The sequence below is a fragment of the Kribbella endophytica genome, assembly GCF_054781295.1.
This window is the reverse complement of the sequence record NZ_BAAGUR010000001.1, coordinates 2,617,174-2,636,891: the sequence shown is the minus strand read 5'-3', so window position 1 is coordinate 2,636,891 and position 19,718 is coordinate 2,617,174. Positions and strand designations below refer to the sequence as shown.

Annotated in this window: 16 protein-coding genes; 10 read left to right on the top strand and 6 right to left on the bottom strand. The window is 68.3% G+C overall.

Going from position 1 to position 19,718, the window contains the following annotated elements; genetic code table 11:
• Window positions 1-17 precede the first annotated feature (17 nt).
• Entirely contained in the window at window positions 18-1,283 is a 1,266-nt protein-coding gene (locus ACYVIO_RS12570) for an erythromycin esterase family protein (RefSeq protein WP_460650882.1), read from the top strand.
• Between the two features lie 139 nt (window positions 1,284-1,422).
• On the opposite strand, the gene ACYVIO_RS12565 is transcribed toward ACYVIO_RS12570, so the two are convergent.
• Window positions 1,423-2,262 carry a phosphotransferase gene (locus tag ACYVIO_RS12565; protein ID WP_460650881.1) on the bottom strand — a complete coding sequence of 280 codons (840 nt, stop codon included), beginning with the start codon at window positions 2,260-2,262 and terminating at the stop codon, window positions 1,423-1,425.
• A 78-nt stretch (window positions 2,263-2,340) separates the two neighbouring features.
• Here ACYVIO_RS12565 and lexA point away from each other — a divergent pair, with 78 nt between their 5' ends.
• Window positions 2,341-3,000 carry a transcriptional repressor LexA gene (lexA, locus tag ACYVIO_RS12560; protein ID WP_460650880.1) on the top strand — a complete coding sequence of 220 codons (660 nt, stop codon included), beginning with the start codon at window positions 2,341-2,343 and terminating at the stop codon, window positions 2,998-3,000.
• Window positions 3,001-3,174: 174 nt separating this feature from the next.
• Here lexA and ACYVIO_RS12555 read toward each other — a convergent pair whose 3' ends face one another.
• Both ACYVIO_RS12555 and ACYVIO_RS12550 read right to left on the bottom strand, forming a co-directional pair.
• Entirely contained in the window at window positions 3,175-4,026 is an 852-nt protein-coding gene (locus ACYVIO_RS12555) for a helix-turn-helix domain-containing protein (RefSeq protein WP_460650879.1), read from the bottom strand.
• 67 nt (window positions 4,027-4,093) lie between these two features.
• Window positions 4,094-5,092, bottom strand: coding sequence for an aldo/keto reductase (locus ACYVIO_RS12550; protein WP_460650878.1), 999 nt, complete (start codon window positions 5,090-5,092; stop codon window positions 4,094-4,096).
• A 77-nt stretch (window positions 5,093-5,169) separates the two neighbouring features.
• Between ACYVIO_RS12550 and ACYVIO_RS12545 the strand changes: the two genes are divergently transcribed.
• The 3 genes from ACYVIO_RS12545 to ACYVIO_RS12535 are packed head-to-tail and all read left to right on the top strand — an operon-like array spanning window position 5,170 to window position 8,031.
• Window positions 5,170-6,249 (top strand): winged helix-turn-helix domain-containing protein, encoded by a 1,080-nt coding sequence (locus ACYVIO_RS12545; protein ID WP_460650877.1) that lies wholly within the window; start codon window positions 5,170-5,172, stop codon window positions 6,247-6,249.
• A complete protein-coding gene (locus ACYVIO_RS12540) occupies window positions 6,246-7,244 on the top strand; it encodes a proline racemase family protein (protein ID WP_460650876.1) in 999 nt (332 codons plus the stop codon). Before ACYVIO_RS12545 ends, ACYVIO_RS12540 begins: the two co-directional genes overlap by 4 nt.
• 25 nt (window positions 7,245-7,269) lie before the next feature.
• Window positions 7,270-8,031 (top strand): isocitrate lyase/PEP mutase family protein, encoded by a 762-nt coding sequence (locus tag ACYVIO_RS12535; protein ID WP_460650875.1) that lies wholly within the window; start codon window positions 7,270-7,272, stop codon window positions 8,029-8,031.
• Here the strand turns inward: ACYVIO_RS12535 and ACYVIO_RS12530 are convergent.
• Together ACYVIO_RS12530 and ACYVIO_RS12525 are read right to left on the bottom strand one after the other, a co-directional pair.
• The gene (locus tag ACYVIO_RS12530; protein ID WP_460650874.1) at window positions 8,028-8,693 is read right to left on the bottom strand and encodes a trimeric intracellular cation channel family protein; all 666 of its coding nucleotides are present in this window, start codon (window positions 8,691-8,693) and stop codon (window positions 8,028-8,030) included. The two genes, ACYVIO_RS12535 and ACYVIO_RS12530, sit on opposite strands and share 4 nt — an antisense overlap.
• A 27-nt stretch (window positions 8,694-8,720) precedes the next feature.
• Window positions 8,721-9,416: an alpha/beta fold hydrolase gene (locus tag ACYVIO_RS12525; protein WP_460650873.1), complete on the bottom strand. Its 696-nt coding sequence runs from the start codon at window positions 9,414-9,416 to the stop codon at window positions 8,721-8,723.
• Window positions 9,417-9,547: 131 nt separating this feature from the next.
• On the opposite strand from ACYVIO_RS12525, the gene ACYVIO_RS12520 reads away from it, so the two are divergent.
• From ACYVIO_RS12520 to ACYVIO_RS12510, 3 genes are all read left to right on the top strand, one after another.
• Window positions 9,548-10,198, top strand: coding sequence for a GntR family transcriptional regulator (locus tag ACYVIO_RS12520; RefSeq protein WP_460650872.1), 651 nt, complete (start codon window positions 9,548-9,550; stop codon window positions 10,196-10,198).
• 135 nt (window positions 10,199-10,333) lie between these two features.
• Window positions 10,334-10,726, top strand: a complete 393-nt coding sequence (locus ACYVIO_RS12515; protein WP_460650871.1) for an ester cyclase — start codon at window positions 10,334-10,336, stop codon at window positions 10,724-10,726.
• Window positions 10,727-10,827: 101 nt separating this feature from the next.
• The gene (locus tag ACYVIO_RS12510) at window positions 10,828-11,571 is read left to right on the top strand and encodes an SDR family NAD(P)-dependent oxidoreductase (RefSeq protein ID WP_460650870.1); all 744 of its coding nucleotides are present in this window, start codon (window positions 10,828-10,830) and stop codon (window positions 11,569-11,571) included.
• A 128-nt stretch (window positions 11,572-11,699) separates the two neighbouring features.
• On the opposite strand, the gene ACYVIO_RS12505 is transcribed toward ACYVIO_RS12510, so the two are convergent.
• Window positions 11,700-12,671: an aldo/keto reductase gene (locus ACYVIO_RS12505; protein ID WP_460650869.1), complete on the bottom strand. Its 972-nt coding sequence runs from the start codon at window positions 12,669-12,671 to the stop codon at window positions 11,700-11,702.
• A 110-nt stretch (window positions 12,672-12,781) separates the two neighbouring features.
• Here ACYVIO_RS12505 and ACYVIO_RS12500 point away from each other — a divergent pair, with 110 nt between their 5' ends.
• Window positions 12,782-13,381: a TetR/AcrR family transcriptional regulator gene (locus tag ACYVIO_RS12500; RefSeq protein WP_460650868.1), complete on the top strand. Its 600-nt coding sequence runs from the start codon at window positions 12,782-12,784 to the stop codon at window positions 13,379-13,381.
• 145 nt (window positions 13,382-13,526) lie between these two features.
• Window positions 13,527-19,718, top strand: a complete 6,192-nt coding sequence (locus ACYVIO_RS12495) for a hypothetical protein (protein WP_460650867.1) — start codon at window positions 13,527-13,529, stop codon at window positions 19,716-19,718.

Below are 19,718 nucleotides of genomic sequence, written 5' to 3'. Positions count from 1 at the left end.
ACGACCGGAGGCCCACCATGCATCGACGAACCTTCCTCACCGTCCTCGGCACCGCCGCCCTCACTCCGGCAATCCCAGCGGCCGCAACGAAACCCACGCTCAAAGACTGGCTCGCCCGCAACGCCACACCGCTACGCACCACCAGACCCGACGCGCCGCTCGACGATCTGCGGCACCTCAAACGCCCGCTCGCCGGAGCCCGGATCGTCGCGCTCGGCGAGGCCTCGCACGACACCGCCGAGATCACCCGCCTCAAGCACCGCACGCTGCGCCACCTGATCGAGCAGCAGGGCTTCCGCGCGATCGCGTGGGAGGACGACTGGTCGCTCGGCACGCTGCTGAACGAGTACATCCTCACCGGCCGCGGCGATCTCCGCGCGCTGATGGGCCAGATGAGCGACGCCTGGCGCTCCGAGGAGGTCTTCGCGGTTTTCGAATACCTGCGGACCTACAACGCGAAGCACAGCGACAAGGTCCGGTTCGCCGGCGTCGAGTACTTCTCCACCAGGCACCTCGCGTACGACGCGATCGACGCGTACGTCGCCCAGCAGGCGCCGCACCGACTGGCCGAGGTCCGCGCCCTGCTCGAGCCGATCTACCCGCACCTGACCGACATGGGCAAGTACGTCTTCTGGTACTGGAAGGAGGTCGCCGACAAAGCGCCGTACATCCAGAAGTCCCAGGCCGTCCACGCGTTGCTGGAAAGCCTCCACCACCACAGCCGCTCGTACGCCGTAGTGCTGCACCACGCCCGCCAGATCGCGTCGTTCTACGAGGCGTTCAGCCTGGAGGACAACTACTCCTACCGCGACGCCCGCGCCGCCGAGAACCTCGACTGGTGGGTCCGCTTCACCGGCGAGAAGGTCGTCTACTGGGCGGCCGCCGCCCACACCGCGAACGCGCCGGACCTCGAGGTCTCGAACCCGTCGGGCCCCGGATTCGCCTTCGCCAGCGCGGGTTCCCACCTGCGTCGTCAGTACGGCGACCGCTACCGCACGATCGGCTTCACCTTCGACCACGGCACCATGCACGGCCCGGTCGACATGCCGCCGCCGCTGACGACCTGGTTCGAGCACCCGCTCGGCCAAGTCCGTCACGCGCACTACACCCTCGACCTCCAGCGCCCGGCGAGTTCCGCGGCCCGCGCCTGGCTCAACGCCCCGCTGCGCACCCGCGGCTTCCCGCACCTCGGTCCGACCTCCGAAATGACCGGCGGCACGCTGGCGCAGTGGCACGACGTGCTGATCCACACCCAGCAGGTCACCCCGATCCACCCGCTCTGACCGGCCGGGAGGTAGCTGCCGGCCGACCACTGGTGCACGCGGTCGCCGCGCCGGGTCCGGGTCCAGTTGGCGGATCGCCTCGCAGCTGACCACGTTCCTTCGCTCGCTAAAACGGTGTGTCAAGAGCTGGAACGGTGGTTCAGAAACCGCAGCGTTGCTCGTGCCAACGGACGAGGGCGTCGTACCGCTCGTCCTCGGCCGGGCTCAGCGGGCGCACCGACTCGTAGCCGGCGCGAAGGGTCCGGCGTACGTCGGGAGGCGTCGGGCCCCAGCCGGTGAAGAGCGTGGCGAGGTAGACCGAGGCGTACGCGAGGTCCTCGACCCGGTGCCCCCAGGCGATCTCGTCGAAGTCGAGCACCGCGACGATCTTCGGTCCCTGGGTGAGGATGTTCGCGGCCCGGAGGTCGTTGTGCACCAACTGCTTCGGATCGTCGTCGAGCGGCGGCAAGTCGGTCGCCGCGCGCGGGTTGGTCATCGGCAGCAGCTCGTCCTCGTACCCGCGCAATGCGTTGTGCAGCTCAGCCATGCCGACTCCGGCCGCGTGCACGGCGTCCTTGTCGGTGATGTCGAGCCAGTCCCCGGTGATCTCCGGCACCACGGCCACCGAGAGCTCGCCGAGCGGCCCGTCGATCACCACACGCACGCGGCCGTCCTTGCTCTGCAGCGGCGCCGCCACGGGCACACCCCGCTCGTCCAGCACCCGCAACAACCGCGCCGACGCCTCGAGCTGCCCAAACAGCTCCGGCACCCGCGACCACTTCACCACCAACGGACCCCGATCGGTGTCCACCCACACGATGGCGTTGGGCCCGCTGATCACCATCCGCCCGGTACCGGCGACCTCGATCCCCCAGACCTCGGCCAGGACACCCGGCACCCACGCGCCCACCGCCGCGAACCCCTCGAACCCGAACCGCTCCCGCAACGCCTGCTCCGGCTCGTCCCGCTCCCACAACATCGACAACCCCATCGGCAACATCACCCCACCGTACGAGCAGCGGGAGGTCGCCCGAGTCCCTCGACGGTTTTGGGGGTGGGGCCCTCTAGGCTTCCGCGAGTGAGTACTTATGACGCCGACCCGTTCGAGCACCTGGCCCCAGCATCGCTCCCGCAGCGTCAGCAGCAGATCCTGGTCGTGATCCGCGACTGGGTCAATCGGCACGGCTACTCACCGAGCACCCGCCAGATCGGCGACGCCGTCGGACTGCGCTCGTCGTCCTCGGTCGGCAAGCACCTGGCCGCCCTCGAGGACAAAGGCTTCCTGCAGCGCGGTACGTCGGTGTCGCGCCCGATCGACGTCCGCCTGTTCCTCCAGAGCGACAACACGGCCGCGGCTTCCGACAACTCGGTCTCCGTCCCGGTCGTCGGCGACATCGCCGCCGGTACGCCGATCTCCGCAATCGAGCACGTCGACGAGCAGCTCAGCCTCCCCCGCGACCTGACCGGCCGCGGCACGGTCTTCGCCCTGCGCGTCCGCGGCGAGTCGATGGTCGACGCCGCGATCTGCGACGGCGACATGGTCGTCGTCCGCCAGCAGTCCGAGGCCCACTCCGGCCAGATCGTCGCCGCGATGATCGACGAGGAGGCGACGGTCAAGGTCTACCGCCGCCGCAACGGCCACGTCTACCTGGAGCCCCGCAACCCGGCGTACGAGGTCATCGACGGCGACAACGCCACCATCCTCGGCGTGGTGGTCTCGGTCCTCCGCACGGTCTGACGCCGCCGGCGCATGCCGCCGCCCGGTAGGGCACCCTGCCGGGCCGGCCCCAGCTCCGCAGCCGGCGCATGCCGCCGCCCGGTTGAGCACCCTGCCGAACCGGCCTCAGCTCCGCAGCCGGCTCTGTCCGCCGCACCGGCCCGCGCCCACGGTCACCAAGTACCGGCCCCAGATCTACGCTCGCCGAGCGCCCGGGTCCATCCCCGGGACCTCCGCCGCGGCCGTCCAGCTCGCCAGCAGCGCGAGCCGCTCGGCCGTCGGCGACCCCGGCGCGGCCAGGTAGGTGATCAGCGACAGCTCACTGTCCTGCGCGACATCCAGCCGCTCGTACGCCAGATTCAGCTCCCCCACCAGCGGATGATTCAGCTTCTTCCGCCCCTGCGTCTTCTCCCGCACGGTGTGATCGGCCCACAACGTCCGGAACTCCTCGCTGTGAATACTGAGCTCACCCACGAGCTCGGCCAACCACCGATCCCCCGGATGCCGAGCCGTCTGCAACCGCAGCTCGGCGGTGATCGTCTCGGCATCGCCGGCCCAGTCGACAAAGAACTCCCGCGCCGCCGGATCGAGCCAGAAGAACCGTGCCCGATCCCGCGTCCGCGGATCATCCGTGATCCCGAACGCCGCCGCACCGAGCGCGTTGGAACCGACGATCATCATCCGGTAGTCCACAACGATCGCCGGCACATCCCGCAGACTCTCCAGCAACTGCTGCACAGTCGGCCGCAGTACCGGCCGCTCGACCTGCTCGTCCCGCTGCGGCCGCGCGAGATCGTACAGATAAGAATGCTCGGTCGGATTCAGCCGCAACGCCCGACTGATCGCATCCAGTACGGCGTCCGAAACCTGCCGCCCACGCCCCTGCTCCAGCCGCGTGTAGTAGTCCGCGCTCACTCCCGCGAGCTGCGCGACCTCCTCGCGCCGAAGCCCAGGAACCCGCCGCCGCCCGTGCTGCACCAACCCGACATCATCTGGATCCAGCCGCCCGCGCCGGGACCGCAGGAACTCACCAAGCTGAGCGTTCACCTCTCCAGAGTAGGTCGCACCCATCCCCCAAGCCTGGGTCTGCCAGACCCAGGCTCGGACGGCGAACCTACTCCCGCCCGGCCGACGTGAAGTTCATGTCGGCGTACCGCGAACCAACCACCCCAGCAGCGATCGGCTCCAACCTCTTCAACTCCTCGTCGCTCAGCTCGATCAGCACACCCCGCGCGTTCTCCACCACCCGCGAGCTACTCCGCGTGCCCGGAATCGGCACCACCGTCACCCCGAACACCCGCTCCTGCGCGTGCAACCAGCCCAGCGCCACCTGCGCCAACGTCACCCGGCGAGCCTCAGCGACCTCCCGCAACGGCGCCAGCAGATCCCGGTTGACCGAGTGGTTGTCCCCGTCGAACCGCGGCATGTCCTTCCGAGCGTCGCCCTCCCCGAGCTGAACGGAAGCCCCCGTCAGCACCCCACGCCCGAGCGGCGAGTACGGCACCATCGCCACGCCCAGCTCGGCCGCCGCCGGCACCACCCGAGCCTCGATGTCGCGACTGAACAACGACCACTCCGACTCGACCGCGACGATCGGATGCACGCCGTACGCCGCCCGCAGCTCCTCGGCCGTCACCTCACTCAGCCCGAGGTGCCGCACCTTGCCCTCCCGCACCAGCTCGGCCATCGTCCCGACCGTCTCCTCGATCGGCACCTCCAGATTCCGCCGGTGCATGTAATAGACGTCGAGGTGGTCCACCCCGAGCCGCCGCAGGCTCGCCTCGGCCGCCGCCCGGATCGAGTCCGCGTCGTTCACGATCAAGCCCGTACGGCGAATCTCGCCCAGCCCGAACTTGGTCGCGATCACCACCTCGTCGCGGTGCGCGGCCAGGAACGGCGCCAGGAACTCCTCGTTCGCCCCGTCGCCGTACGCGTCGGCCGTGTCGAACAGCGTGACCCCGACCTCGAGCGCCTGCTCCAGCGTCGCCCGCGCGGCCGCTTCGTCGGTGGGTCCGTAGTACCCGGTGTTGATGGCCATCGCCCCGAACCCCTGGTGGCCCACCAGCGGTCCGTCCGTGCCGAGTCTGACTGTGTCGAGCCTGAAATCCGTCATGCTCCGAGCCTTACGCGCGCGACTCGGGGCAACCAGATCCCCCGCAACCTAGGACTACCGGGACTAGGTTGCTGGGTATGGGACTTCGCCGCCTCACCCGGGACCAGGCCCGCCGGATCGCCGTCCGGGCCCAACTGCTCGACGCGCCTCGGCCGACCGACCTGGTCGCCACGATCGAGCAGCTGACCCTGCTGCAGATCGATCCGACCGCCGCCGTCGCGCCCAGCGCCGACCTGGTCGCCTGGAGCCGCCTCGGCCCGTCGTACCAGCCGGAGCAGCTGAAGCAGGCGGTCGAGACCGACCGGGCCCTCTTCGAGTTCAACGCACTCATCCGCCCGATGACCGATGTCGGCCTCTACCTGGCCGACCCGGACCTGCACCCGAGCCTCCAGGAGTGGATGACGGCGAACAAGTCCTTCCAGCAGGACATTTTCGCCGTACTGCGGGATCGCGGCCCGGTCACGTCCCGCGAGATCCCCGACACCTGCCCGGTCCCGTGGAAATCCACCGGCTGGACCAACAACCGCAACGTCACGCGCATGCTCGAGCTCCTGGTGGCGACCGGCCAGGTCGCCATCTCCGGCCGCATCGCCCGCGAACGCATCTGGGACCTGGCCGAGAACGTCTATCCCTCCGACCTGGTCGTCCCCTCTGCCGCGGAGGCCACCCGCCTGAAGAACGAGCGCCGCCTCCGCTCCCTGGGGATCGCCCGCGCGAAAGGCACCGCGGTCCCTGTGGAGCCAGCCATCGTCGGCGAGGTCGGCGAACCGGTCGAGATCGAGGACACCCCGGGCATCTGGCAGCTCGATCCCACGGCGTCAGCCGACGACTTCACCGGCCGCACCGCGCTGCTGTCCCCGTTCGACCGCCTGATCCACAACCGGGCCCGGGCCGTGGAACTCTGGGACTTCGAGTACACGCTGGAGATGTACAAGCCGGCCGCCCAACGCCGCTGGGGCTACTTCGCCCTTCCGATCCTGCACGGCTCGCAACTGGTCGGGAAGGCGGACGTCAAGGCCGATCGCAAGGCCGGCGTACTGCAGGTCAATGCTCTGCATCCCGACGTCCGCTTCACGCGCGCGATCACCAAGGCCGTCAACGAAGAACTCGACAACCTCGCCGCCTGGCTGGCCCTTCCCACCATCGAGCGCCCGTGAAGATCTCCGTCATCGACTACCACACCGCCGGCGAGCCCTTCCGAATCGCGCTGACCGGCGTCCCGGAGATCCCCGGCACCTCGATCCTGGACCGCCGGGCGTTCGCCCAGCAATCGCCCGAGGTCGATGCCGTCCGCAAGTTCCTCGTGCAGGAACCGCGAGGCCACGCGGACATGTACGGCGGTTTCCTGGTCCCGCCCGACGACGACGGCGCCCACTTCGGCGTCCTCTTCTGGCACAAGGACGGCTACTCCACCGCCTGCGGCCACGGCACCATCGCCCTGGCGACCTGGGCCGTCACCACCGGCCGCGTCCCCGCTGCCGGCGACGGCGACACGGACGTCGTCATCGACGTCCCCTCAGGCCGCGTCACCGCTCGAGTCACCCGCGCCGCCGGGGTGGTCACAAATGTTGCCTTCCGCAACATTCCGTCGTACGTCGTGATCCGGGACGTCCCGATCCTCACTACCCGAGGCTCTGCTCACGCCGACATCACCTACAGCGGCGCGCTCTACGCCTCCGTCAGCGCAGCGTCCTTGGGTCTGTCCGTCACGCCCACCCATTACTCGGCCCTGCTCACCATCGGCCGCGAGATCAAGTGGCTCCTCAACGACACCGAGTGGTCCAAGCACCCCACGGACCACCGCCTGAACGGCATTTACGGCACGATCCTGTACGACGACCTCAGCCAAACCCCGAACGGTCCCCACCAACGCAACCTCACGATCTTCGCCGACGGCGAAGCCGACCGCTCCCCCTGCGGCTCCGGCACGTCGGCCCGCGTCGCCCTCCTCCACGCCGACGGCCGGCTCGCCCTCGACCAAACCCTCCGCCACGACTCGATCATCAACACCACCTTCCAGGCTCGCGTGGTGGCCTCCGACGACCAGCAAGGCGTTATCACCGAGGTCAACGGCACGGCGTACGAAACCGGCACGGCCACCTTCACCCTCGATCCGAACGACCCTCTGGGGACCGGCTTCACCCTCCGCTAGCCACCCATTGTGTAAAGCTCGGGGCATGACCGATCTCGCCGCAAAGGCCAGCGAACTCCTCCGCCTCCACCACACCGGTACGACGCTCGTCCTGCCCACCGTCTGGGACGCCTGGTCCGCCCGCACCGTCGCAGCCGCCGGCTTCCCCGCGCTCAGCATCGGCAGCCACCCCCTGGCCGACTCCCGCGGCCAGAAGGACAACGAGGGCATGAGCCTGGACGACGCGCTGGACGGCGTACGCCGAATCACGTCCGCGGTCGACGTCCCCGTCACGGCCGACCTCGAATCCGGCTACAACACCCCCGCCGCCGAACTGGTCGAGCGCACTCTGGAAGCCGGCGCCGCAGGCATCAACATCGAAGACACCGTCCACTCCGAGTCCCGCCTGCGTGCCCTCACCGAACACGCCGACTACATCGCCGCCCTCCGCGCCGCCGCCGACGCCGCCAACGTGGACCTGGTCATCAACGCCCGTACCGACGCCCTGATCACCAAACTCGAAACCTTCGAAGACCCGCTGACCGAAGCCGTCAACCGCTCCAAGGCCTGCGAATCCGCCGGCGCCCGCTGCGTCTACCCCGTAGGCATCCCCAGCCCCGACGCCCTGAAGACGTTCCTCTCAGAACTCTCCGGCCCCCTCAACGTCACCGCCGACCCCGTCAAGGGCGCCTACTCCGGCACCTACCCCGAACTCCAGGCCGCCGGAGTCCACCGCATCACCTTCGGCCCCCTCCTCCAGTTCGCCCTCACCGAAAAAGTCACCGACCTACTCAGCACCTGGCACTAACACTCACTGGCCGGCGGTGCCTTCGGGCGGCGTACGGCGAACTGCTCCGGGAAGGTCCAGTCGAAGCGGACGGCGGCCAGGCGGACGAGCGTTGTCACCACCACGCAGACGAGTCCCGCGACCGGGATCGGCGTACCGAGTTCAGCAAGCAGGACCAGTACGCCGGTGCCGGCGCCCGCTGCGACGGCGTACAAGGTCCCCACGTGCAGGAAGGAGAACGGCAGGCTCAGCATGACGTCGCGCAGCATCCCGCCGCCGATCGCCGCGATGACGCCGACCACCAACGCCCCAGCAACTCCCACCCCAAGAGACAGCGCCTTCGACGCCCCGATCGCGCCGAACAACCCCATCACCACGGCATCGAGCACGGTGATCAGCCAGTCCACTCGCGCCACTACGGGCCGCAGCACCATGCCCAGAAAGGCCGAAGCACCGGCCACCATCAAATACCAGTTGCTCCAGACAACAACCGGCGGCCGATTGAGTACGACGTCCCGCAGCAGGCTTCCCCCGAGCGAGACAGCCAGCCCGATCACGATCACCCCCAGTACGTCGATCCGGCGGGCCCTCACACCCGCCGCGAACAACGCCCCCTGAAGCCCGCCGAGCCCAGCAGCGAGCAGTTCAATCCACAGCGTCACCTGAAACGGGCTGACCGCCATCTGTCCCTCCCCAGCTCGGCAACAACCTCACCCCTCAGCGCGCACTGAGCCCTTCGCGGCCTCGTCGATGATGTCGGCAACGACCCCGGCCTGCGTGATGAACAGCGCGTGGCTGGCGGACACGGTGGTGATCTTCGCGCCGGCCCGCGTCGCCATGTGCAGCAGCATCGCCTGGTCGAACGACTTGTCCTCCGTCGCAATGACGGCCCAGGTCGGCTTGTCCCGCCAGGCAGCGTTCTTCACCGGCGTCTCGAAGGCCGACATGTTGATCGGGATCTGCGAGTCCCGCAGGAACGCGGCGTCCGCGTCGCTCGCGTCAGCAGCGAACCCGGCCTTGAACTTGTCGTGGTTGAGAAACCCGAACCCGTCGTCGACCACGTCGATGACGAACTCAGGCGTCGCCGCAAACCCGGCGTACTGCTCGCCCGTCGTCTGCCCGGCGTCAGGCGCCAGAGCCGAGACGTAAACCAGCCCAGCCACGTTCGAATGAACCCCGGCCTCGGTGATCACCGTCCCACCCCACGAGTGTCCGACGAGGATCGTCGGCCCGTCCTGCCGATCCAGCACCCGGGTGGTCGCCGCGACGTCGTCCTCCAGCGAGGTGAGCGGGTTCTGCACGATCGACACCCGGTACCCCCGCGCCGTCAGGTCGTCGTACACCCCACGCCACCCCGACCCATCAGCAAACGCCCCGTGCACCAGCACAACGTTCTTGATCGCCATGATCCGGTCCTCTCCTCCACCACGAGCCGGCGGTCGCCACCTCTGATATGCAATATATTGCACCGCTCGAACACTCACAAGCCCCAGCGCAAATAAGGCATTAACAGCGGTGATGGGTGCAATATGTTGCCATGCCGATCCCCGTGGGCACCCCCGCCGTAGACCGCACCCTGCTCCGCGACGACGTCTACCGACGCCTCCGCGACGCCATCGTCGACGGCACCTTCCGCCCCGGCGAACAACTCAAGGACGGCGACCTGGCCGAGTGGCTGGGAGTCAGCCGAACCCCGGTCCGCGAGGCCCTCCTCCGCCTAGGCGCCAGCGGCCTGGTCGTAGCCCTGCCCGGCCGCTCCACCACAGTCAGCGCCATCGACATCCAGGTGGTCCGCGACGCCAAGGACGTAGTAGCCGCCATGCACGAACTGGCGGTCCGCCAAGTCACCAGCCGACTGACCAAAGCCCACGTCACCCAGATGCGAGAAGCCAACAAGCGCTTCGCCGCAGCCGTAACCTCGGGCGACGTCACCGCCGCCCTCGACGCCGACGAAGAACTCCACCGAATCCCCGTCACCGCCCTGGGCAACCAGGCCCTGGAAGCAGTCCTGGAACGCTTCGACCCCCTCATCCGCCGAGCCGAACGCCTCCGCTTCGGCGTGGACGGCCCCACCTCCGTCACCCGCCACGACCAGCTCATCACCCTCGTCGAAGCCGGCGACGCCAACGCCGCCGCGGCCCTGGCCTTCGACACCTGGCACAGCCTCCCCGCCGACGAAACCGCCTGACCTTCAAGACTTCTGTACCGATCGGAATAGAAGTACGCCGACTCGCGTTGCCACTCGTCGAGACGCCCACCACGGGCGACTCCACGACGAGAAAGCAGCCCGGTCCTCCGACCGCGGCCACAGAAGGGAACACCGATGCCCGAGACCAACCTCCGCGACTTCTACGAGCGCTACATCGAGGCACTCAACGCGCACGAGTTCGACCGCATGGACGAGTTCATCCACGAATCCGTCGTTCTGCACAGCGAGCCGAGCTCCCGCGCCGCCGTCGTCGCGCAACTGAACAGCATCGTCGACGCGGTCCCCGACTTCCACTGGGAGACCCAGGAACTGGCCCTCAACGGCGACAGCCTCGCTGCCCGCCTGATCAACACCGGCACCCCCGCCAAGGAATGGCTCGGGGCCGCTCCCACCGGCCGGTCGATCGAGATCGTCGAGTACGCCATCTACCGGATCCGCGACGGCAAGTTCCAGACCATGTCCGCCCTGCATGACGCCGAGGCGCTCCAGCGGCAACTCGCCGGCTGAGTCAGGCAAGACCCACACCCATCAAATACCGCACGGTCCGGGAGCACTGCTGTCGGATTTCAGTACCAATCGGTACCGAAACATCAAGGAGAAGCAGCACCATGGGGCAGTTCGACAACAAGACAGCGATCGTCACCGGTGGCAGCAGCGGGATCGGCCTGGCCGTCGCCGAGCGCTTCGCCGCCGAGGGCGCTCACGTCTTCATCACCGGCAGACGCGAGGACGAGTTGGAGACGGCGGTCAAGCTCATCGGCTCCGCCACCGCCGTACCGGGTGACATCGCAGACCCGGCCGACCTGGACCGCCTGTACGACGCGGTCCGCAGCCGGGGCCACGGCCTCGACCTGCTGTTCGCCAACGCCGGGACAGCAGCGTTCGCGACGCTCGACGAGATCACGCCGGAGCACTTCGACCACATCTTCGGCGTCAACGTCCGGGGCACGCTCTTCACCGTGCAGAAGGCGCTTCCGCTGCTCAACGAGGGCGCCTCGGTGATCGTGAACTCCTCCGTCCGCGCCGACGACGGCATGGAGGCGTTCGGCACCTACGCGGCATCGAAGGCGGCCCTGCGTTCGTACACCCGGACGTGGGCCAACGAGCTCAAGAGCCGAGGCATCCGCGTCAATGCGGTGTCCCCCGGCTCGATCGACACCCCGGCAGTCGTCGGCATGGTGGGCGAGGAGAGGGCCGAGGCGGTCAAGGCGGAGTTCGCCGCGAACGTCCCGGTCGGCCGGATGGGATCCGCCGCAGAGGTCGCGGCTGCCGTGGCCTTCCTCGCCTCGGACGAGAGCAGCTTCGTCCTCGGCGCCAACCTGTACGTCGACGGCGGCGAGAACCAGCTCTGAAACGGAGACCGCCCGGTCGGCGCCGAATCACCACGCCGACCGGGCGGACCCCGGCCTCCACTCGCTACTTCAGACAGGCAGCCCGATCATCTGGTGCGGACCCTCGTCGCAGCGGCGCCCGTTCAGCGTCACCGATCGATGGCCGCCATGTTGTCCGGGTCGAAACGCTCACCGACCGCCGGCCTCAGCGCGTTCAGCCGGGCGACCTGGCTCTCGGTGAGCCCGATCCCGTCCGCGGCGACGTTCTCCTCCACCCGAGCGACCCGCGTGGTCCCCGGGATCGGCGCGATGTCGTTGCCCTGGGCCAGCAACCACGCCAGCGCGACCTGCGCCGGTGTCGCTCTGTCCTCGTCGGCGATGGCCTTGACCTCGTCGACGATGGCCAGGTTGCGCTCGAGGTTGCCGCCGGCGAAGCGCGGGTTGGTCCGGCGCCAGTCATCGGCGTCCAGACCGTCCAGGCTGCGGATGTTGCCGGTGAGGAAGCCGTGCCCGAGCGGCGAGTACGGCACCAGGCCGATCCCGAGCTCCCGCAGTACGGGCAAGATCTCGGCCTCGGGATCGCGGGTCCACAACGAGTACTCAGTCTGTACCGCGGTCACCGGATGGACGGCGTGCGCCCGCCGGATCGTCGCAGCGCTCGCCTCCGACAGCCCGATGTGCCTGATTTTGCCTTCGGCAACCAATTCGGCCAGCGTCCCGACGGTCTCCTCGATCGGGACCTCGGGATCGACCCGGTGCTGGTAGTACAGGTCGATGTGGTCGGTCCCCAGCCGCCGCAGCGATCCCTCGACCGCGACGCGCACGCTGGCCGGACTGCTGTCCTGCCCCGGACGACCGGTGTGCGAGATCAGCCCGAACTTGGTGGCCACCACGACGCCGTCCCGGCGTCCCTTCACAGCCTTGCCCACCAGCTCTTCGTTGACGTACGGCCCGTACAGCTCCGCCGTGTCGATATGCGTGACCCCGAGATCCAAGGCCCGGTGGATCGTGCGAATCGACTCCGCCTCCGGACGGCCCGCGCCGGTGTAGAACATCGACATACCCATCGCGCCGAACCCGATCCGCGAGACCTCCAGGCCTCCGAACGTCGTGCTCTTCATAGAGTTCCCTTCACGAACTGCCAGTTACGTTCCAATCGGTACAGAACAGTGATACATCGGTACCCCTCGGTACACAAGTCGACTTCTGTACCGAGGGGTACAATCGAGGCATGAGCAGTTCTCGTGTGATGGGACGCCCCCGGGGATTCGACACCGACGAGGCGCTGGAGCGCGCCATGCGGGTGTTCTGGGAGCAGGGCTACGAGGGCGCGAGCCTGACCGACCTCACCGGCGCGATGGGGATCACCAAGACCAGCATGTACGCCGCCTTCGGCAACAAGGAGCAATTGTTCCGCAAGGCCCTGGACCGCTACACCGAGGGCCCGTCCGCGTACGCATTCGAAGCCCTCGAGCAGCCGACCGCCCGCGGCGTCGTCGAAGCCCTGCTCCGCGGATCAGCCCGCACCACCACCGAGCCGAAGACCTTCTCCGGCTGCCTAGGCGTCCAGGGCGCCCTCGCCTCGAGCGAAGCCAGCCGCCCCGCCCACGACCTCCTCGTCAACTGGCGCAACGACGCCGTCCTCCGCCTGGAACACCGCTTCCAACGCGCCGTCGACGAAAGCGACCTCCCGCCCGACGCCGACCCCCGCCAGCTCGCCCGCTACGTCATGACGGTCGCCTTCGGCCTCGCCGTACAGGCAGCCAACGGCCTAACCCACGCCCAACTCGACGAAATCGTCGACACCACCCTCGACGCCTGGCACCCGTAACACCGGCAGAGCTGGCCGGGAGCGACGCCAGCGGATCTTCGCGCGACCGGATCAGTCCAGTAACGGCAGGCCGTGGTCACGCGATGTAGCCAACGATCTGTCAGGGGTGGCAGCTCGGGAGTAGGCCTACGGGCCGGGGGGAATCATGCGTCTTTTGACGTATCTGGTCGTATCAGCAACTTTTGTGTCGGTCGCGATCGCTGTGCCGCAGCAGGCAAGTGCTTCCGCGCAGACCGGCGACACCATCGCCGCACCTCGCTTGGAGGCCTCCGCCGGACCGCTCCGGACGCAGGTCGCGAGCACCGAGTCGGTGTCGAAGCCTGCCCTTGCGCCGGCTGTTCTGCCGGCCGGGCAGGTTGCCGACTGTGCGGGCGGGACGATCGGCACGTCATTCGCGGCGGCACCGATCACCGACTCGCTGTCGACGACGTCGGAGGTGGACTGCTTCGAGTTCTCGGCCGTCGCCGGCGATGTCGTGAACGTTGTCATGAACTCGAGCACGGGATCACCACGGGTCCAGATCGCGTCGTCGACGACTGTGGTGTGTTCCTCGACGAGCTCGACCTCGTTGTGCACGCTGTACGGCGCGGGGCCGTACCAGGTTCAGGTGTCAGCAGTCGGAGCTGCCGGATTCACCTACTCGCTGGCCGTACGACGGGTAACAAATCCCCAGGGCTGCACGTCGCTAGGTGATCCGAGCGTCTGGTCGTTCGCGGCACCGCGTCTCAACGGATCCGTCTCGGGAGCGTTGCGCGCGACCTGCTACACGTTCAACCGCGACCAAGCCGAAGCAGATGGCGCGTACTGGTTCCGGACAGTTCGCGTCAGCGGCACCCTCAGCCCGTCGCTACGGGTCTACAACCCCGCCGGCGGACAGGAATGCTCCGGATCCTCCAGCGACTACCAGCGCTGCCTACTCCAAGAACCCGGCCAGCACGTCCTCGTCGTCGAAGACTCCTCCCGCACCTCCACCGGCTCCTACTACCTCACCGCCAAACGCACCACCGACCCCCAAGGCTGCACCACCCTGCCATCAATCGCCTTCGGTGCTGCCCCGATCTCGGCCACGATCAGCACCGCCGGCGAGATCGACTGTCACACCATCCCCAACGTCAGCACCGGCGACGTCGTCTACGCGGTCGACTCCTCCACCGGCGGCCTGGCGCAGTGGCGGATCCTGGACGGTCGCGGTGTCGAACAGTGCGCCAGCATCTGGTCCAACAACCTCTGCACCCTCAACGGCACCGGCCCTTGGACAGTCATCGCCTACAACTCCACCACCGAAGCACCCGCCTACACGTTGGCCGTACGCCGAGTGACCAACCCCCAGGGCTGTTCATCACTGGGCGACCCGGGCGTGTGGTCGTTCGCCGCGCCACGCCTCAACGGATCGGTCCCCGGCGCGTTGGGTGGGACTTGCTACACGTTCAACCGCGACCAAGCCGAACCCGACGGCGCGTACTGGTTCCGCGCGGTCCGCGTGAGCGGAACGCTGAGTCCGTCGTTGCGGGTCTACAACCCGGCCGGCGAACAGGAGTGCTCTGGCTATTCCGGTGACTACCAGCGTTGCCTGCTTCAAGCACCTGGGCAGCACCTGCTCGTCGTCGAAGACTCTTCGCGCACCGCGACGGGCTCCTACTACCTCACCGCCAAACGCACCACCGACCCTCAAGGCTGCACCACCCTGCCGTCGATCGCGTTCGGCGCCACCCCGATCTCGGCCACGATCAGCACCGCCGGCGAGATCGACTGCCACACCATCCCCAACGTCAGCACCGGCGACGTCGTCTACGCGGTCGACTCCTCCACCGGCGGCCTGGCGCAGTGGCGGATCCTGGACGGTCGCGGTGTCGAACAGTGCGCCAGCATCTGGTCAGGCAACCTCTGCACCCTCAACGGCACCGGCCCCTGGACAGTCATCGCCTACAACTCCACCACCGAAGCACCCGCCTACACGTTGGCCGTACGCCGAGTGACCAACCCCCAGGGCTGTTCATCACTGGGCGACCCGGGCGTGTGGTCGTTCGCCGCGCCACGCCTCAACGGATCGGTCCCCGGCGCGTTGGGTGGGACTTGCTACACGTTCAACCGCGACCAAGCCGAACCCGACGGCGCGTACTGGTTCCGCGCGGTCCGCGTGAGCGGAACGCTGAGTCCGTCGTTGCGGGTCTACAACCCGGCCGGCGAACAGGAGTGCTCTGGCTATTCCGGTGACTACCAGCGTTGCCTGCTTCAAGCACCTGGGCAGCACCTGCTCGTCGTCGAAGACTCTTCGCGCACCGCGACGGGCTCCTACTACCTCACCGCCAAACGCACCACCGACCCTCAGGGCTGCACCCCCTTGCCGTCGATCGCGTTCGGCGCCACCCCGATCTCGGCCACGATCAGCACCGCCGGCGAGATCGACTGCCACACCATCCCCAACGTCAGCACCGGCGACGTCGTCAACCTGGTCGACTCCTCCACCAGCGGTCAGGGCCAGTGGAGGGTCCTGGACGGTCGCGGCGCCGAGCAGTGCGCCAGCATCTGGTCAGGCAACCTGTGCACCCTCAACGGCACCGGCCCCTGGACAGTCATCGCCTACAACTCCACCACCGAAGCACCCGCCTACACGCTGGCGGTACGCCGAGTGACCAACCCCCAAGGCTGCTCGCCACTGGGCGACCCGGCCGCGTGGTCCTTCACCGCCCCACGCATCAACGGGTCCGTCTCGGGTGCGTTGCGCGCGACTTGCTACACGTTCAACCGCGACCAGGCCGAAGCAGATGGTGCGTACTGGTTCCGGACAGTTCGCGTCAGCGGCACCCTCAGCCCGTCGCTACGGGTCTACAACCCCGCCGGCGGACAGGAGTGCTCCGGATCCTCCAGCGACTACCAACGCTGCCTGCTCCAAGAACCCGGCCAGCACGTCCTCGTCGTCGAAGACTCCTCCCGAACCTCCACCGGCACCTACTACCTCACCGCCAAACGCACCACCGACCCACAAGGCTGCACGACATTGCCTTCAGTCGCCTTCGGCCTTCCCGCCGTGGCGGGCAACGTGAGCACCGTCGGGGAAATCGACTGCTACCGCCTGCAGGGCTTCGCCGGTGACGACCTCACGATTCACGCGTCAGGTGTCGCGGATCGGCTGGCGGTGGTCGACGCCACCGGCGTGAACAGGTGTACCGGCGGTGCCGAGTTCGGCTGCACCTTGAGCGGTGCCGGACCGTTCTCCATCCTGGTCTACCCGTACGACGCCGCCCAGACGGGCTCGTACAGCTTCTCCGTTGCCTGCAACAACATTCCGTGCGGCCAGTCCGACACGACCGTCACCGATGTCACGCCGTCCCGGATCGGTGCAGGCAGGGTCGCCACCCTGCTGCTGCGCGGGAAGGACCTCCAGCTGCTGCAATCAGCAAAGCTGACCCGGAGCGGTGCCACGGTGACCGGCGCGGCGGAGGAGGCCGCCGAGGACGGCCGAGCTCGCGGAGTGCGATTCGACATGGCCAGCGCCGCGGTCGGTGCGTGGAACCTCGAAGTCGCTTTCCTGGATGGGACAACGCGTACCGTCCCGTCCGCGGTGACGGTCGAGGCGGTGCGGCCTCCGGTGATCACCGCCGAGCTGGTCGGCCGGGACGTGTTCCGGGTTGGTCAGCCGACAACGGTCAGTGTGGTGGTCAAGAACACCGGGAACGTGGACGGCTTGTCGACGCCCATCACGATCAGCGGCATCCCCGAAGGCGCCACGATCAGCTCCCTGACCGACCTCTTCAAGCCGGTCGGGCCTGACACCAACCTCACGACCGCGAAGGCGACGTTCAACCAGGAAGCCGACACCTTCACCAAGGACGGCGTCATCACCGTCCCGTTCGTCGTCGCCCGGGTTCCGGCCGGAGGGTCTGTGCGCCTGGACCTGCAGGTCGTCGTACCGCAGGCCACCGAGTACGCGATCACGGCGTCCGCCGGCAAGTGCATGGCGCCGGCAGGCCAGAGCGGCCAGGCCGGTCGGACCGCGGCGGACAACCCCGAACAGGACTGCTACGCGGCGATCGTCGGCGGGGTCTACGAGATCGTCACCGACGGCGTACCGGGTGGCGGGTGCATTTCGTACGGCGTCGATCTCTACTCGAACTACATGGCATCCATCAACGGCGGCGACAGCTTCTTCAGCCCGAGCAACCTGTGGGGCGGCCTGTGGGGAGCGATCGACTGTGCGACCGACCTCTATCCGCCCTCCGCGTTCGCCAAGGCCGGCATCGGGATCATCGGATCGCTCAACACCGCCAACGACCTGATCCAGGACTGCCTGCTCATGCCCGAGTCGTCGCGGCTGCAACAGCGCGGGGTCGCGTCGTTCGATCCCAACGACATCACCGGGCCCGCCGGTCGCGGCGACGAACGCTTCATCCAAGGCGACACACCACTGTCGTACCAGGTGTACTTCGAGAACCTGCCGGCAGCGACCGCGCCGGCGCAATCGGTCAAGATCACCAACCAGCTCGACACCACCAAGTTCGACCCGGCGTCGGTGCTGTTCAGCGAGGTCCGGTTCGGCAGCACCGTGTACCAGCTGCCGTACGCCGACCACTCCATCGACCACGTCATCGACCTCCGTCCGACCAAGAACCTGCTCGTCCGCGCCACAGCGAACGTCACGACCGCCGGCCTGATCACCTGGGAGCTGCAGTCCCTCGATCCTGAGACCCTCGCACCGCCGGAGGATCCCCTGGCCGGCTTCCTCCCGCCGAACCACACCGCTCCCGAGGGAGAGGGACGGGTCGCGTACAGCGTCCGCCTGAAGTCGCTTCCCTCGGCGACCGTGGTCACGAACAAGGCGTCGATCGTCTTCGACACCAACCCGGCCATCGAGACGCCGATCTGGAGCAACAAACTCGACAAGCTGCCGCCCTCGGCCACCGTCAGCGTGGCAGGGCAAAGCAACCCGCGTTTGGCGACGGTGACCTGGACGGGCAGCGACGACGCGGCCGGCGTCGTCCTCTACGAACTGCGGGTCGCCAAGGACGGCGGAGCGTTCGGGCTCTGGCACACCTCGACAACCCCTGGATCTGCGACCTTCCAAGCGCCGACCAGCGGTTCCTACAGCTTCGTCGTCGTGGCCCACGACGGCGCCAGCAACACAGCCCAGTCGACCCAGGCAGCGATCAGCCTGGTTGGCGAGGCGCCTCCGGAGGCGGGGACGTACGCGTCGTTGGCACCGTCGCGAGTGCTGGACACCCGCAGCGCGATCGGCGCTGCGGCCGGCCCGGTCGCCGCACGCGGCGTCGTACACCTGTCGGTCCTGGGCCGCGGCGGCGTACCGGCGTCGGGTGTGTCAGCAGTGGTTCTCAACGTGACAGTGACGCAGCCGACCACGGCCGGGTACGTCACGGTCTTCCCGGACGGGACGACCATGCCCACTGCCTCGAACCTCAACTTCGCCGCTCGCCAGACGATCCCGAACCTGGTCGTGGCCCGGGTAGGTGCCAACGGCAAGATCGCGCTGGCCAACAACAGCACCGGCACCGCACACCTCACCGCCGACGTCGCCGGCTACTACCTGGCCGGTACGCCGACTGCCGCAGGAACGTTCGCGTCATTGGCGCCGTCGCGAGTACTGGACACTCGCAGCGCGATCGGCGCGGCGGCCGGCCCGGTCGCCGCACGCGGCGTCGTACACCTGTCGGTCCTCGGCCGCGGTGGAGTTCCGGCCTCGGGCGTCTCGGCCGTCGTCCTCAACGCGACCGTCACTCAGCCGACCACCGGCGGGTACATCACCGTCTACCCCGACGGCACCACCATGCCCACCGCCTCCAACCTCAACTTCGTAGCCCGCCAAACGATCCCCAACCTGGTCGTAGCCCGGGTAGGTGCCAACGGCAAGATCGCACTCGCCAACAACAGCACCGGCACCGCACACCTCACCGCCGACATCGCCGGCTACTACCTGGCCGGCACTCCGACGGTCGCAGGCGCGTTCGTGTCGTTGGCACCCTCGCGGTCCTTGGACACCCGCAGCGCGATCGGCACGGCCATCGGTCCGGTCCCCGCACGCGGCGTCGTTCCCCTGTCGGTCCTAGCGCGCAACGGAGTACCGGCCTCGGGCGTCTCGGCCGTCGTCCTCAACACGACCGTCACCCAGCCCACCACCGGCGGGTACATCACTGTCTACCCCGACGGCACCACCATGCCCACCGCCTCCAACCTCAACTTCGTCGCCCGCCAAACCATCCCCAACCTGGTCGTAGCCCGCGTCGGAGCCAACGGCAAAGTCGCCCTGGCCAACAACAGCACCGGCACCGCCCACCTCACCGCCGACATCGCCGGCTACTACCTCGCCGGGAGCGCGACCTCTTGA